The sequence below is a fragment of the Shewanella sp. SW32 genome (assembly GCF_025653365.1).
Taxonomy (GTDB): domain Bacteria; phylum Pseudomonadota; class Gammaproteobacteria; order Enterobacterales; family Shewanellaceae; genus Shewanella; species Shewanella oncorhynchi.
Genome location: NZ_JAKKSJ010000016.1, coordinates 19,417 through 33,878 on the forward strand (window position 1 = coordinate 19,417; position 14,462 = coordinate 33,878).

10 protein-coding genes are annotated in these 14,462 nt (G+C 45.8%); 8 read left to right on the forward strand and 2 right to left on the reverse strand.

Annotation, left to right across the window (positions count from 1 at the left end):
• Positions 1 to 2 precede the first annotated feature (2 nt).
• The 7 genes from L5M28_RS11195 to purF all read left to right on the forward strand — a co-directional run bounded on the left by L5M28_RS11195 (position 3) and on the right by purF (position 9,795).
• On the forward strand, positions 3 to 1,019 hold the full coding sequence (locus tag L5M28_RS11195) for an aspartate-semialdehyde dehydrogenase (RefSeq protein ID WP_131523510.1): 1,017 nt from the start codon (positions 3 to 5) through the stop codon (positions 1,017 to 1,019).
• Between the two features lie 177 nt (positions 1,020 to 1,196).
• A complete protein-coding gene (locus L5M28_RS11200) occupies positions 1,197 to 4,649 on the forward strand; it encodes a FimV/HubP family polar landmark protein (RefSeq protein ID WP_263203349.1) in 3,453 nt (1,150 codons plus the stop codon).
• Positions 4,650 to 4,751: 102 nt separating this feature from the next.
• Positions 4,752 to 5,537 (forward strand): tRNA pseudouridine(38-40) synthase TruA, encoded by a 786-nt coding sequence (gene truA, locus L5M28_RS11205; RefSeq protein WP_028761033.1) that lies wholly within the window; start codon positions 4,752 to 4,754, stop codon positions 5,535 to 5,537.
• 44 nt (positions 5,538 to 5,581) lie between these two features.
• Positions 5,582 to 6,853, forward strand: coding sequence for a bifunctional tetrahydrofolate synthase/dihydrofolate synthase (gene folC / locus L5M28_RS11210; RefSeq protein WP_263139085.1), 1,272 nt, complete (start codon positions 5,582 to 5,584; stop codon positions 6,851 to 6,853).
• On the forward strand, positions 6,846 to 7,619 hold the full coding sequence (locus L5M28_RS11215) for an SPOR domain-containing protein (RefSeq protein ID WP_028761031.1): 774 nt from the start codon (positions 6,846 to 6,848) through the stop codon (positions 7,617 to 7,619). The genes folC and L5M28_RS11215 overlap by 8 nt, the downstream gene beginning before the upstream one ends.
• Positions 7,620 to 7,734: 115 nt before the next feature.
• Positions 7,735 to 8,223: a CvpA family protein gene (locus L5M28_RS11220; RefSeq protein ID WP_028761030.1), complete on the forward strand. Its 489-nt coding sequence runs from the start codon at positions 7,735 to 7,737 to the stop codon at positions 8,221 to 8,223.
• Positions 8,224 to 8,280: 57 nt separating this feature from the next.
• The gene (purF, locus tag L5M28_RS11225; RefSeq protein ID WP_028761029.1) at positions 8,281 to 9,795 is read left to right on the forward strand and encodes an amidophosphoribosyltransferase; all 1,515 of its coding nucleotides are present in this window, start codon (positions 8,281 to 8,283) and stop codon (positions 9,793 to 9,795) included.
• Between the two features lie 127 nt (positions 9,796 to 9,922).
• Here purF and L5M28_RS11230 read toward each other — a convergent pair whose 3' ends face one another.
• Positions 9,923 to 11,401, reverse strand: coding sequence for an alanine/glycine:cation symporter family protein (locus L5M28_RS11230; protein WP_105252099.1), 1,479 nt, complete (start codon positions 11,399 to 11,401; stop codon positions 9,923 to 9,925).
• Positions 11,402 to 11,668: 267 nt separating this feature from the next.
• Entirely contained in the window at positions 11,669 to 11,956 is a 288-nt protein-coding gene (locus L5M28_RS11235; protein WP_028761027.1) for a hypothetical protein, read from the reverse strand.
• A 166-nt stretch (positions 11,957 to 12,122) separates the two neighbouring features.
• Here L5M28_RS11235 and L5M28_RS11240 point away from each other — a divergent pair, with 166 nt between their 5' ends.
• Positions 12,123 to 14,192, forward strand: a complete 2,070-nt coding sequence (locus L5M28_RS11240; RefSeq protein WP_263203351.1) for a DNA topoisomerase III — start codon at positions 12,123 to 12,125, stop codon at positions 14,190 to 14,192.
• Positions 14,193 to 14,462 lie beyond the last annotated feature (270 nt).

Consider the following 14,462-nt stretch of genomic DNA (forward strand, 5'->3'; position numbering starts at 1 on the left):
CTATGTCACAGGAATTTAATGTTGTCGTTTTAGGTGCATCGGGCGCAGTGGGTCAAACTATGATAGAGATCCTCGAAGAGCGTAATTTCCCGGTTGCCAATTTGTACCCTTTAGCCAGTAGCCGCAGCGCCGGTGAAACGGTCAGCTTTCATGGCAAACAAATTACCATTCTCGACGTAGAAACCTTCGATTGGACCCAAGCTCAAATTGGTTTCTTCTCTGCAGGAGGTGATGTTTCCGCCAAATGGGCACCGATTGCCGCTGAAGCAGGCTGTGTTGTGATTGATAACACCTCTCACTTTAGATACGACATCGATATTCCTTTGGTTGTACCTGAAGTGAATCCGCATGCTATCGCTGATTTCCGCAATCGCAATATCATTGCTAACCCAAATTGCTCAACCATTCAAATGCTGGTGGCACTTAAGCCAATTTATGATGCCTATGGTATCAGCCGCATTAATGTGGCAACGTACCAGTCAGTATCGGGCACAGGTAAAAAAGCCATTGAAGAATTAGCGCATCAGTGCACTAAATTACTGCAAGGTTTACCTGCTGACGCTGAAGTCTATCCAAAACAAATTGCTTTTAACGTATTGCCACAAATCGATAAATTTATGGATAACGGTTATACCAAAGAAGAAATGAAAATGGTCTGGGAAACCCAGAAGATTTTCGGTGACGATGAGATTTTAGTGAATGCGACCGCCGTACGTGTGCCTGTGTTTTATGGTCACTCAGAAGCCATTAATATCGAAACTCGTCAGCCTGTTGATGCCGAAGACGTTAAAGCTTTACTGCGTAATGCCGAAGGAGTGGTATTGTTTGAATCCGATGATGATTATCCAACAGCAGTGACAGATGCCGCAGGAACCGATCCGGTTTATGTGGGTCGCATTCGTAAGGATATTTCTCATTCTCACGGGATTAATTTGTGGGTCGTGTCAGACAATATTCGTAAAGGCGCAGCCTTGAACAGTGTGCAAATTGCCGAGATCTTAGTGAGAGATTATTACTAAGCATTAGATTGCATTTGATGCCCATTGAAAAGCCTGCTGTCAGCAGGCTTTTTTTGTTTTACAATTGTGAACAGTAGCAGGGCGGGGATTTCTGGTTTATAGTAATCTCAATAAATACAATTGCCTAAAGCCTGTTATCAGTGAGATAACTTTATAGCGCTTCAAAGGGAAGGATTGATGAAATTTCGCACTTCGTATCTTGTGGGTCTAATGGCCACTGTTTTAGCTGTTTCTTCTACCGCTTATTTTATTGATCCCGCCGTTGCTGCAGATACACCAAGATTAAAACCCTTAAAAATCATGGGGCCAGACGGACAGATCCGTCAAGTTAACCATCAATATGGTCCAACGACATCGAAAGACACTTTTTGGAGCATAGCGCAAAAAGTCCGTCCTGATGCCAGTGTTAGCGTCTATCAGGTGATGGCCGCCTTATACGATGCTAACCCTCATGCGTTTAACTCTGCCAGTTATAACAGTTTAGAACGCGGTATGATCCTGCTCATTCCGTCTAAAGAAGTCATGCTGTCGATCCCCAATCGTATGGCGATAGCCAGAGCAGAGCAAAGTGATAGACAATCTCGGGCTCCGGCGAAAGCAGCGTCTAAACCGCCAGCTAAGGTGACGACAGCAAAAGCGCCAGTCACGGCTCCTGCGGTGATTGTTGAAACGAAAGTGACACCACCTAAAGCGGTTGTTGAAACACCTGTTCCAGAAAAGCCCAAGATGCTGAGTTCAGATGTGACGGCGCGGTTAGAAGCGGCAGAAAGCAAAAATCTGTCATTAACCGATGAATTAGCCCGCACGCAAGATCAACTCTCAGTGCGCACTTCAGATGTTGAAGCGCTAAAAGTTAAAGTTGAAGAATTAAATCAACGGATTGCTGTGCTGGAAGAAACACTTCAAGCCAGTAAACTACAAAACCAAGCCTTGAAAGCCGAAGTTGAAGCTGCGCAAGTACCAGAGACGACAGCTGTTGAAGCTGAAGTAGAGGCAGAGGCACCGATTGAGCCCGATGACTTGTGGCGCAATATCCTTAACAGTCCTGTGTTATTGATTGCCGCGGCTGTGATCCCTGCCTTGTTCTTACTGCTTGCTGTGTTCTGGTTCCTGCGCCGTAAACGCAATAAAGAACGTCGTGAAATGCAGACACAAGAAGCGGTTATGGCCGCCGGTGCCGCTGGGATTGCGGGTACCGCCATCATGGATATGGATGATGACGATTTAGACGATATGGCGGTACATTTAGATTCTGACCATGCGGACTCCATCGATAGTCTTCTTGATATGGGCAGTGTCGATTTACAACCTGAGCAAGATTTGACTGACTCCCACGATCAGATGGATATGGCTTCTGAAATGTTTGTCGATCCGGGGATCTCTGCCGAACCAGAGGTTGAAGACGAAGGGCAATCTCTTGATGACCTGTGGGCCGAAGCCATGGGCGATCAGGAAGAGGATATTGTTGAGGAGAAACCTAAATCTGGCAATATTCTTGAGGAAGCCGATCTTGATGCACTATTAGCGGGCCTAGGTTCTGACGACAGCACTTCTGACGACAGCACTTCTGAAGACAGCACCGAAGCCGAAGAGGATTTAAGTGAATTAGAGCGTAACTTTGCGAGCGATTTAGCTCAAGAAGATGACAGTAATGATGTTACTTCTAACCTGAATGATGTTGAAGTCGCAGACACTAAACCTGCCGATGAAGCCATCGCGGATGACGATGATCTTGATGCATTACTTGCCGAGTTTAGTGTTCCTGCAGAAGATACTGAGATTGCACAAGCGCCTGCACCAGACGTTGTTGCGTCTGATGATGAAGATCTCAGTGCTGCCATCGCGGCAGAACTCGGTGATGAGCTAGATGATGAACTTAGCGGAGAAGACGTTGATGATATCGATGCCTTATTAGCTGATTTCGATAAACCAACGCCAGCCGCTGAACCTGAAGTCGAGCCTGATCTTGGCGCTGAAATTGCTGCTGAACTAGATGCGGAGCTTAATGAACTGGGCGTAGAAGACACCGATGACATCGATGCCCTATTAGCAGATTTTGATAAACCAGTAGAACCTGAAGTTGAACCTGATCTCGGCGCTGAAATTGCCGCTGAATTAGACACTGAGCTTAATGAACTGGGCGTAGAAGATACCGACGACATTGATGCCCTGTTAGCCGATTTCGATAAACCTGCAGAACCTGAAGTTGAACCCGACCTCGGCGCTGAAATTGCCGCAGAGTTAGACGCTGAGCTTGATGAGCTGGGTGTGGAAGATACCGATGATATTGATGCTCTGTTAGCGGATTTTGATAAACCGACGCCAGCGGTTGAACCTGAAATCGCGCCCGATATTCGTGCTGAAATTGCCGCTGAGTTAGACGATGAGCTTAATGAATTAGGCGTAGAAGAATCCGATGATATTGATTCACTACTGGCGAGTTTTGATGCTGAGCCTGAACTCAAAGTCGATGCAGAAGATGATGATATCAGTGCAGAAATCGCAGCAGAATTAGAAGCTTCGTTACCGGAAGACATAAAAGGTGAAGCGTCAGGTGATGATGATTTAGATGCACTCTTAGCTGAGTTTGATGTGCCGGAGCAATTGGATGCCGATGAAGATGAATTCGACTTTGATATGGAAACGGCGCAGCTCGATTCAGAAGACAATTCAGTTGACGAAGATAATTTACTTAAAGGCATTGGTGCGGCTCACTCTATCGATGGCACCGATGATACTTTTACATTAGTCGAGGAATTGAGTGACGATAACGACGCAGATGTATTAGCGACGGCCGCAGTCACTTTGGCCGCTGCTGCAGCCGCGGCCAGTGTTAAAGAAAAAGAATCTTCTTTCTTTAATGATTTAAAAGCCAATAAGAGCAAAGATCCCCATGTGCTCGATTGGGACTCAGAGCTAGATTTTGCGCCTAAGGCTAAGCCTGCGGCAACGCAAGCAGATGTAACGGCTAATGATGTTGAGCCTAACAAAGATGCCACAGCGGTCGATTATGCTTCTCAAGAGAAGCCCATTAAGGCTACGCGTAACGATATTGATTTTAGTGAAGATTTTAAACTTGATATCAAAGAAGACGCGGATGATTTGGACCTTGAGCAAGGGCTAGACTTAAGTGACGATAATGTGCTCGCCGCTTTTACAGCCAATACAGATTATGACGATGAAGATGTGTTGACGTCGGAAGACAGTTTCTCTCTGGTCGATGATCATAATCTTACCGTCGATGAAGCCTTGGCTGCACTCGATGCCCAGGAGTCGCGAAAAGCGCAGAAAAAGTTTGTTCCTGACCATGATTTAACCAGTTTTCAAAATGAAAACGGTTTTATCGACATCGACAAGTTGCTGAATGATGCCGATGAAGAGGGGGCTGATACCGATTTGTATTCGGAAGTTGACGTTGAGATGAGTGATGTCGGTGCCTTAATCGGTGATGCCGCGATGATCGATGTTGATGATGAAGAAAACTCAGTCAACGCTAAGCTGGATTTAGCGCGTGCTTATATCGAAATTGACGACAGCGACAGTGCGAAAGCCCTGCTCAAAGAAGTGCAAATTGACGGTAACGAGCGCCAGCAGGATGAAGCTGGACGTTTGCTCAAAGAGATTAGTTAATCCCGGTTGAGAGTGTTTCAATCTAACGGCGCCTTCAGCGCCGTTTTTTTTATGGGCTGCTGTGATAAAATGCGCCGCTAAATCAATTGTGAGGATAAGTGGATGCGGATTGCATTAGGTATTGAATATGACGGTAATGGTTATTTTGGCTGGCAACGTCAGGCCGAAGTCGATTCAGTACAAGGGCAATTAGAACGGGCGTTATCGATAGTGGCCAATGAGCCTATCGGCGTCTTCTGCGCTGGCCGTACCGATGCGGGCGTGCATGCCACAGGCCAAGTGGTCCATTTTGAAACCAATGCTATTCGTAATGAAGGCGCATGGACCTTAGGGGTGAATGCTAATTTGCCCGACAATATTGCCGTTCGTTGGGTCAAAGAAGTCGACGACAGTTTCCATGCGCGCTTTTCGGCCACCGCCAGACGCTACCGCTATGTGATTTATAATCACACTTTTCGGCCTGGGATTTTACGCCATGGTGTAAGCCATTATCACGGCAATATCGATGCTGACAAAATGCACCAAGCGGCACAGGCACTCTTGGGTGAGCAGGATTTTACCAGCTTTCGCGCTGTCCAGTGTCAGTCGAAAACACCGTTTCGTAATGTGCATTGCGTTAATGTCACGCGCCAAGGTATGTATGTGATTGTTGATATCGCTGCGAATGCTTTCTTGCATCACATGGTGCGCAATATTGTCGGTTCATTGTTAGAAATCGGTCTAGGTAATCAGCCACTGACTTGGATGGGCGATTTGCTCGCGTTAAAAGACAGAAACCAAGCCGCAGCAACGGCTAAACCCCATGGACTCTATTTAGTTGATGTGACTTATCCAGAACAATATCAATTACCTAAGCTCGCCCTTGGGCCATTATTCATGTTGGATTGAAAAGATCTTATTTGAGAGATAATCGAATACGAGGATATACGGACATGCTTACAGTACCAGCGTCAAATGCAGCATTGGAACAGTGGTTGGATTATTTGCTATCTATACATCCAATCGAAATCGATATGGGGTTAACCCGTGTCTCTAAGGTCGCGCAAACCCTTGGTCTTTTGGATTTAGGTCAAACCAAGATAGTGACAGTGGCGGGGACGAACGGCAAAGGCACCACCTGCGCCATGCTCGAAAATATTCTGCGCTTATCGGGTTTGACTGTGGGCGTATACAGTTCGCCACACATGCTGAAGTACAACGAGCGAGTGCGTATCAATGGTAGCGATGTCAGTGATAGCGGTTTTGTTACGGCATTTGAGCAAATTGAAGCCGCGCGCGGCGATATTTCTCTGACCTTTTTTGAGTACGCTACGCTTGCAGGCTTGATACTCTTTAAAACCGCTCAGCTTGATGTGGTTATCTTAGAAGTCGGTTTAGGTGGACGGTTAGATGCCACCAATATTATCGATGCCGACATTAGCGTACTGACGTCGGTCGATTTAGACCATGAAAGTTATCTCGGTAATACCCGTGAGCTTGTGGGCCGTGAAAAGGCGGGCATTTTCCGCCGTGGTAAACCTGCCATTGTCGGTGAACCCAACTTGCCACACACTGTCAATGATGTCGCCAATGAGGTTGGCGCCATCTTGTATCGCGTCGGTAACGAATTCAGTTATCAAGCCCATGGCAATCTGTGGGATTTTCAAGGTCAAGTGCTCAAACTGCACGATTTAGCGTTACCAACTTTGCCATTACCTAATGCGGCGACTGTATTGGCAGTGATTGAGCAGGGCTGGCCGGATATCACGCCTTCAATTATTGCTGAGGGTATTAGCACGGCTCGGTTAACGGGTCGATTAGAGCGGGTGAGTGAGCAGCCGTTAGTGTTACTCGATGTTGCCCATAATCCCCATGCGGCGCGGTTTTTGGTACAACAGTTAGCGCCAATCGTTGTGGGTAAGCGCGTGTTCGCCCTTTGCGGCATGCTGAAGGATAAAGATATTGCAGGTGTGTTGCCTGTGATCAATCCACTGATCGACACTTGGTATTTGGTCAGTCTGCACGGTGAGCGTGGCGCGAGTTCGGCCATGCTACGCAAAACATTAGCCACTGAGGCTGCTGCATTTGAGTTTGAGGACATATCTGAGGCTTGGTCTGCATTAAAAGCGCAAATTAACCCAGATGATGTGGTAATTGTGTTTGGCTCCTTTTACACTGTGGCAGGTTTTAAGTCTCAATTTATGCAGGAAGTCAGTTTTGTCTAGCCAGTTTCATAATCGTTTAGTCGGCACTGTGGTGCTGGTTGCGCTTGGGGTAATTTTTTTGCCGGATATTTTGGATGGCAAAAAAGATCGCCAAGAAGAGCAGTTTTCCGAAATTCCTTTGCGCCCGACCGTGATTGAGCAGCAAAAAGCCGACGATGATATGTTTGAAGTCTTGTCAGCCGAGGATGCTGCCGCGCTGAATGGGACTGAGGTCGCCTTAGCCGAAATGCCAGTTAATGCTGACAATGAAAAGTCTGCCGTTGCGCCAGTAATCGAAGTCGCAAAGCAAGATGTTAAGAAAGACGTTAAGCCTGATGTTAAAAAAGCAGAGCCTAAGCCTGAAACGAAACCTGAAGCTAAAAAAGAGCCGCCTAAAGCCACTGTAAAAACTGAGCCGGCTAAAAAAGCGGACGCTAAAGCGACTACTGTGGCTAAGGCTGAAAAGCCTAAAGCAGAAACGCCCAAAGCCAGTGCAGCCAAAGAGGATGCCGTTAAAGTGGTCAGCCGTGACAGCTTGAAAAGTGGCTTTACCTTGCAGCTTGGCAGTTTTAACAACGCAACGAATGTTAAAGCCTTGGTTGCACAGCTGCGTAAGAGTGGTTTTAAAGCGTACACTATTCCTGAAAACCCTAAAGATGGCGTATTAACTAAAGTGTTTGTCGGACCCGATGTGTCTGAGGCAAAGCTGAAGAAAGTACAAGTTGAGGTGGAAAACCTTACACGTCTCAAGGGCTGGATTGTTCCTTTTAATCCCTTAGAATCTTAATGGTGATACAACACACGAGACTGAAAATGATTTATTTACCTCACTAGGGGTGAGAATCGTTTCAGTCTCTGGTAGAATCGCGCCGTCTTAAAGCCCATGTCGGAAAGCCATCTCAATGGTTTGGATTGATTACGCTATCATATTCGTCATCGGATTATCGACTCTCATCAGTCTGATCCGTGGATTTGCCAAAGAAGCCATGTCCTTAGTGGTATGGTTTGCGGCTTTCTTTGTTGCCAGCCAATTTTACCAAGATCTTGCCGTTCACTTAACACAAATGAACGATGAGATGCTGCGTAATGGCGTTTCTATTGCCATCCTCTTTATTACCACTTTGGTACTCGGTGCCTTAGTTAACTATATTCTCGGACAACTTGTTGTCAAAACCGGATTATCTGGCACTGACAGGCTTTTGGGCTTGTGCTTCGGTGCTATTCGAGGCGCGCTTATTGTGAGCGCCTTGTTGTTTTTCATGGATGCTTTCACAGGATCTCCCAACTCCCAATGGTGGAAAGATTCTGTGCTAGTACCCGAATTTGGCGTTGTTATTCAATGGTTTTTTGACTATTTGGAAAATACCTCCAGCTTTGTACCCAAACTATAAGAAAGAAAATAAAATAATCCTAAGTGATAGAACATCTTACAATGAGGAAGCTTACCCATGTGTGGTATCGTCGGAATAGTTGGCCAATCATCGGTTAATCAGACCATTTATGATGCACTGACAGTGTTGCAGCACAGAGGTCAGGATGCGGCAGGTATTGTGACCATTGATCGTGGTGCTTTCAGACTACGTAAAGCCAATGGTTTGGTTAAAGACGTTTTTGAAGTCAAACATATGCAACGCCTACAAGGTAATGCTGGTATTGGCCATGTGCGTTATCCAACTGCGGGCAGTTCAAGCGCATCTGAAGCGCAGCCTTTCTATGTTAACTCGCCATTTGGGATCTCATTAGCCCATAACGGTAACTTAACCAACACAGTCGAATTAGCCGAAGGGCTTATCAAAAAACGTCGCCATGTGAACACCACTTCGGATTCTGAAGTCTTGTTAAACCTGTTGGCCGACGAACTGCAAAAAACCACGAGTTTGACCCTGACGTCGGAAGAAGTGTTCGATGCGGTCGCTAACGTACACCAACAAGCTCGTGGCGCCTACGCGGTAGTTGCCATGATTATTGGTCAAGGCTTAGTCGCGTTCCGTGACCCATTTGGTATTCGTCCTTTAGTATTAGGTAAGCACGAAACCGCCACTGGCACTGAATACATGGTCGCTTCTGAAAGCGTGGCACTCGATGCAGTTGGCTTTGAAGTGATGCGTGATGTAGCACCGGGTGAAGCGATTTATGTTTCAATTGACGGCCAGCTGTATACCCGTCAATGTGCCGCCGAGCCTAGCTATGCACCTTGTATCTTCGAATTCGTCTATTTTGCCCGTCCAGATTCGACGATCGACAAAGTGTCTGTATATGCAAGTCGCGTCAACATGGGCGCTAAGCTTGGCGAGAAGATTAAGAAGGAATGGTACGATCACGATATCGACGTGGTTATTCCTATTCCTGAAACCTCTTGTGATATCGCGCTGGAAATTGCCCGTTGCATGGACTTACCGTACCGCCAAGGTTTTGTGAAAAACCGTTATATTGGCCGTACCTTCATCATGCCTGGTCAACAGGAGCGCAAGAAGTCAGTGCGTCGCAAGTTGAATGCGATTAACACTGAATTCAAAGGCAAAAATGTCCTGTTGGTGGATGACTCTATCGTTCGCGGTACGACCTCTGAGCAAATCATCGAAATGGCCCGTGAAGCAGGTGCTAAGAAAGTGTACTTTGCCTCTGCCGCACCAGAAATTCGTTTCCCGAACGTGTACGGTATTGATATGCCAACGTCGAATGAGCTTATTGCACACGGTCGTGATGCCGATGAAATCGCCAAGTTAATTGGTGCTGATGGCATTATTTTCCAAGACTTGCCAGATTTAATTGAAGCGGTAAGAATGGAGAATCCTGCGATTAAACGTTTCGAAACGTCCGTATTTGATGGTCACTACATCACGAACGACGTTGACCAAGCGTATTTAGATCACTTGACGCAACTGCGAAATGACGATGCTAAAGCCGATCGAAATAAAGATATTGGCACTAACTTAGAGCTGCATAACGTCTGTCACCCATAAGGATTGTGGGTAATTCAGTATCGTAAAGTTTGTGTCCTTTTTGTTCTAAACGATACAAAAAAAGCCAGTGAGAAATCACTGGCTTTTTAATGGCTTATATTTGCTTAACGGATCATCGTGATAACGTCTACGTATTTATGCGTTGCGCTGTTTCAGTCATTACATTTTCTTCAGCGTGCTTACGTTCAACCCAGTAATCCGCATTTTTAATACCCAGTTTTACCGGATCAAAAAGTGGCTCAATGCCAAGTGCCTGCTGTGATTCATAATCTTTAAGGCAAGTGAATGCGGTTTTCCTCAATAGAATAATGGCAATAATATTGAGCCATGCCATGAGTCCAACACCAATGTCGCCCATTCCCCAAGCCATATCAGCCGTTTTAACTGTGCCGTATACGGTTGAGCCAATGATCACGACTTTGAGAACGACCATGAACCAAGGATGATTTACTTTACGGTTAATATAGGCAATGTTGGTCTCGGCAATGTAGTAATAAGCCACTATGGTCGTAAAGGCGAAGAAGAACAGTGCGATAGCCACAAAGATATTGCCAAATCCTGGCATCATACTTTCCATTGCCGTTTGTACGTAGCCTGGTCCTGCAGCGACTCCGGCAATGCCGGTATAGAGCGCCGCACCGTCTGGGCCCTGAACATTATACAGTCCTGTAATGAGCAGCATGAAACCAGTTGCAGAGCAAACGAATAAGGTGTCGATATACACAGAAAAAGCTTGAACTAACCCTTGTTTGGCTGGATGGCTTACCGCCGCTGCAGATGAGGCATGTGGCGCTGTACCTTGACCCGCTTCGTTGGAGTAAATACCCCGCTTTACCCCCCACATGATGGCTAAGCCTAAAATGGCACCAAAACCCGCATCAAAGCCAAAGGCACTTTTGATAATTAACCATAAAATACCCGGTAGCTGGCCAATATTTAGCGCTATGATGACACAAGCCACTATGATGTAACCCAGTGCCATAAAGGGGACGACGGCACTGGCAAAGTGAGCGATACGTTTTACACCGCCAAAAATGATAAAACCAAGAAGCATGGCCAGTATGGCTGCCGTCACATTAGGATCTATGTTGAAAGCGGTTTTTAAACTTGAACCTATCGAGTTAGCTTGTACGCCTGGCAGCAGGATCCCGCAAGCAAATATGGTCGCAATTGCAAATACCCATGCATACCATTTCATGCCTAAGCCTTTTTCAATATAAAAAGCAGGCCCACCACGATACTCGCCATTGATTTTTTCTTTATAGACTTGACCTAAGGTAGATTCAACGAAGGCGGAGCTGGCACCGAGAAAGGCAACCATCCACATCCAAAATAAAGCGCCAGGACCACCAAAGGTGATTGCTGTGGCAACCCCTGCAATGTTACCTGTACCGACTCGGCCCGCTAATGTCATCGCGAGTGCTTGAAAAGACGACACTCCCGCATCAGTACTCTTACCATCAAACATCAGGCGGATCATTTCTGGCAGATGGCGCAGCTGTAAAAATCGAGTGCGAAGGGAGAAATAGAGCCCGACACCTAGGCAAAGAAAAATAAGTGCAGGGCTCCAAATTACACTATTGATCGCGTTGACAATCTCATTCATAGACTCCGATTCCTTTATTGTGTTGTTTTAGCAGAGTTTTTAGGTTTACGGTTATTCAACAGATGTTGAGTTAGGACATTCACTTTTGATTAAGACATTTTTTGTAAATATCCAAGATACTCAACATAACTATTTTTTAGGGAGCTTCATAGTTAAAGTGTTAAATATTTGAAACCAATGTGTTTTGAAATTGAGTTTTAGCATGGATAAATAGAGCAGAGGGGCGAGTTAACTCGAAATACGGTAGTGATTTATTATGAATGTCAGTTATCCCATTACCCAAAGTAGCATCCATACGCCGAATAAGCTGCTTAAGCTATGGCGCGTGATTTGGTGGCTGAGTAATAGAGATAAACTCACAGCAATAGGAATGACGAGAATGAATCCCCATGCTAACGGCATATCGATGATTTTCATTTGTCCCAGCCAGGTACTGGTGAGCATGCTTATTGCGAGTAACATTAAGCTATGGAATATCAATAACTGATTGAATCTTAATATTAATGCTGGAGTTATTGTCATAGCCTGTCGCGCATTTATTGCAAACTGTCTCATAGTCACTCCTTAGTTATTTAGTGTATCTTATGCATTGTTGAGAATCATTCGCAATTGAATTTACACTTAAGCTTTTACATTTAAGCTCGGTTTACTACAGAAATTTGCACTCAACTGGCGTTTGGGCTAAATTATACTGTAATTATATCCAGTACTTGGTGTTTGTATGATTCTCTATATCGCAGAAAAACCTAGCCTAGGGCGGGCCATTGCCGATGTATTGCCTAAACCCCATAAAAAAGGCGATGGATTTATCGAAGCCGCCAATGGCGATTGTGTGTCTTGGTGCGTTGGTCACTTGCTCGAGCAAGCAGAACCTGATGCCTATAATCCCGAATTTAAGTCTTGGAAATTCGAGCATTTGCCAATAGTGCCAGACAAGTGGCAACTAAAACCTAAGGCTGCGACCCGCAGCCAACTCACAGTGCTAAAACGATTAGTCAAACAAGCCAACACGCTGGTTAACGCGGGCGATCCCGACCGCGAAGGGCAGTTACTCGTTGATGAAGTGATTGCCTATCTTGGCGTGACGGGGGACAAGCTACATCAAACCCAGCGTTTACTGATCAGTGACTTAAACCCACAAGCTGTAAAACGGGCTCTAACGCAGCTACGCAGCAATCGCGAGTTTATTCCTTTATCCACATCGGCCTTAGCTCGCAGTCGTGCCGATTGGCTCTATGGCATGAATATGACGCGTGCGTACACCATCCAAGGTAAAAAGGTCGGTTATCAAGGCGTGTTATCCGTCGGCCGAGTACAAACGCCATTGCTTGGGCTAGTGGTGCGCCGTGATGAAGAGATTGCCCACTTTCAATCTAAACCTTTTTATGAAGTACTGGCGCATTTGGCGACCGAGAAGCAAGAAACCTTCAGCGCCAAGTGGCAACCTAGCGAAGCTTGTCAGCCTTATATGGATGAAGAAGGACGAGTGTTAGTGAGAGGGTTAGCGCAAAATGTGGTGAGTCGCATCAGTGATAAACCCGCCTTAGTCACTCAATTAGTGGCTAAGGACAAGAAACAGAATCCGCCATTGCCCTTCAGCTTATCCGCGTTGCAAATTGATGCGGCCAAACGGTTTGGCATGAGTGCTAAGGATGTGCTCGATACCTGCCAGAGTTTGTATGAACGCCATAAACTCATTACTTACCCACGCTCCGACAGTCGTTATTTACCCGTTGAGCAACATAACCTTGCGCCTTTGGTACTTAAGGCGATAAGTGACGGTGCTGCTGAGTTATTGCAAGGTGCTGATGCACCCGATCCCCGTCTTAAATCTAAAGCATGGGATGATAAAAAAGTGGACGCCCATCACGCAATCGTCCCCACAGAGAAGACGGCTAACTTATCTAGCTTGAGTCAGCGTGAGAGGCAGTTATATCTTCATGTTGCTCGCCAGTACTTAGCCCAGTTTTATCCGGCTTATTGTTACAGTGAAACCACAGTGCAAGTGACAATCGAGGGGGGCTTATTTAATACCAAGGCGCGTCAGGATAAATCCCTCGGCTGGAAGCAACTCTTTGCCCGCCAAGAGCCAAATGGCAGTAAGGCGAGTGGCAACAAGTCGACGGAAGAAAGCGCAGGTAAGGACGATGAGGAGAATGACGAGTTTATCGGCCAATTACCGCCTTTGAAATTGGGACAGGCTTTGCATTGTACTCGAGGCGAATTGTTAGAGAAAAATACTCAACCACCAAAGGCCTTTACCGATGCCACTTTACTCGGAGCTATGACGGGTATTAGCCGTTATGTGACCGATCCTGAGATCCGTAAAATTCTTAAAGAAACCGACGGATTAGGTACAGAGGCTACCCGTGCAGGTATTATCGAATTGCTGTTCAAACGCGGTTTTTTACAACGCTTAGGTAAATCTATTGTCTCGACAGACGTGGGGAAAGGATTGATTAACAGCTTGCCCGCGAGTGCGACTACGCCGGATATGACAGCGCTTTGGGAAGCGAGTCTGAATGGCATTTGCCATAAAGAAACCTCTTATCAAGCCTTTATGCAGCCACTGCTCGGCACCTTATCCACGCTTATCCAGAATGCAGGCGCACAACTGCCAACCGCGCTTAATGGTTTACAAGGCCAAGGTTATCGTAAAACGGCAAGTAATAAATCTGGTTATCGTAAGTCGTATTCTAAAAAATCAAGTTCAGCGAAAGGTATAGGTACAACAAAAACGATGGTTCCAACAAATATGCTTCCCAAAAGACCAGTTCCAAAAGTTCGGTAACTCGATCAACTAGTCGTTCAGCTTATAATTGCCGCAAATCTACAACAGCAGTGTAATGACACACTTGTTGCATATATGTCGTTATTGTCTTTTGATGTAATAACGACATTTAATTTATCTAACGGTATTTAACAACCGATAATCACGATATTTCGAGATTGCCTGATCCGTATCTAAAAAACACCTTGATTTTCAGCTTTTCCTCCCGGTGGCATATAACCTGCTTACTATTGATTGGGGAAAATAATATATCAAATAAATCATGTGATT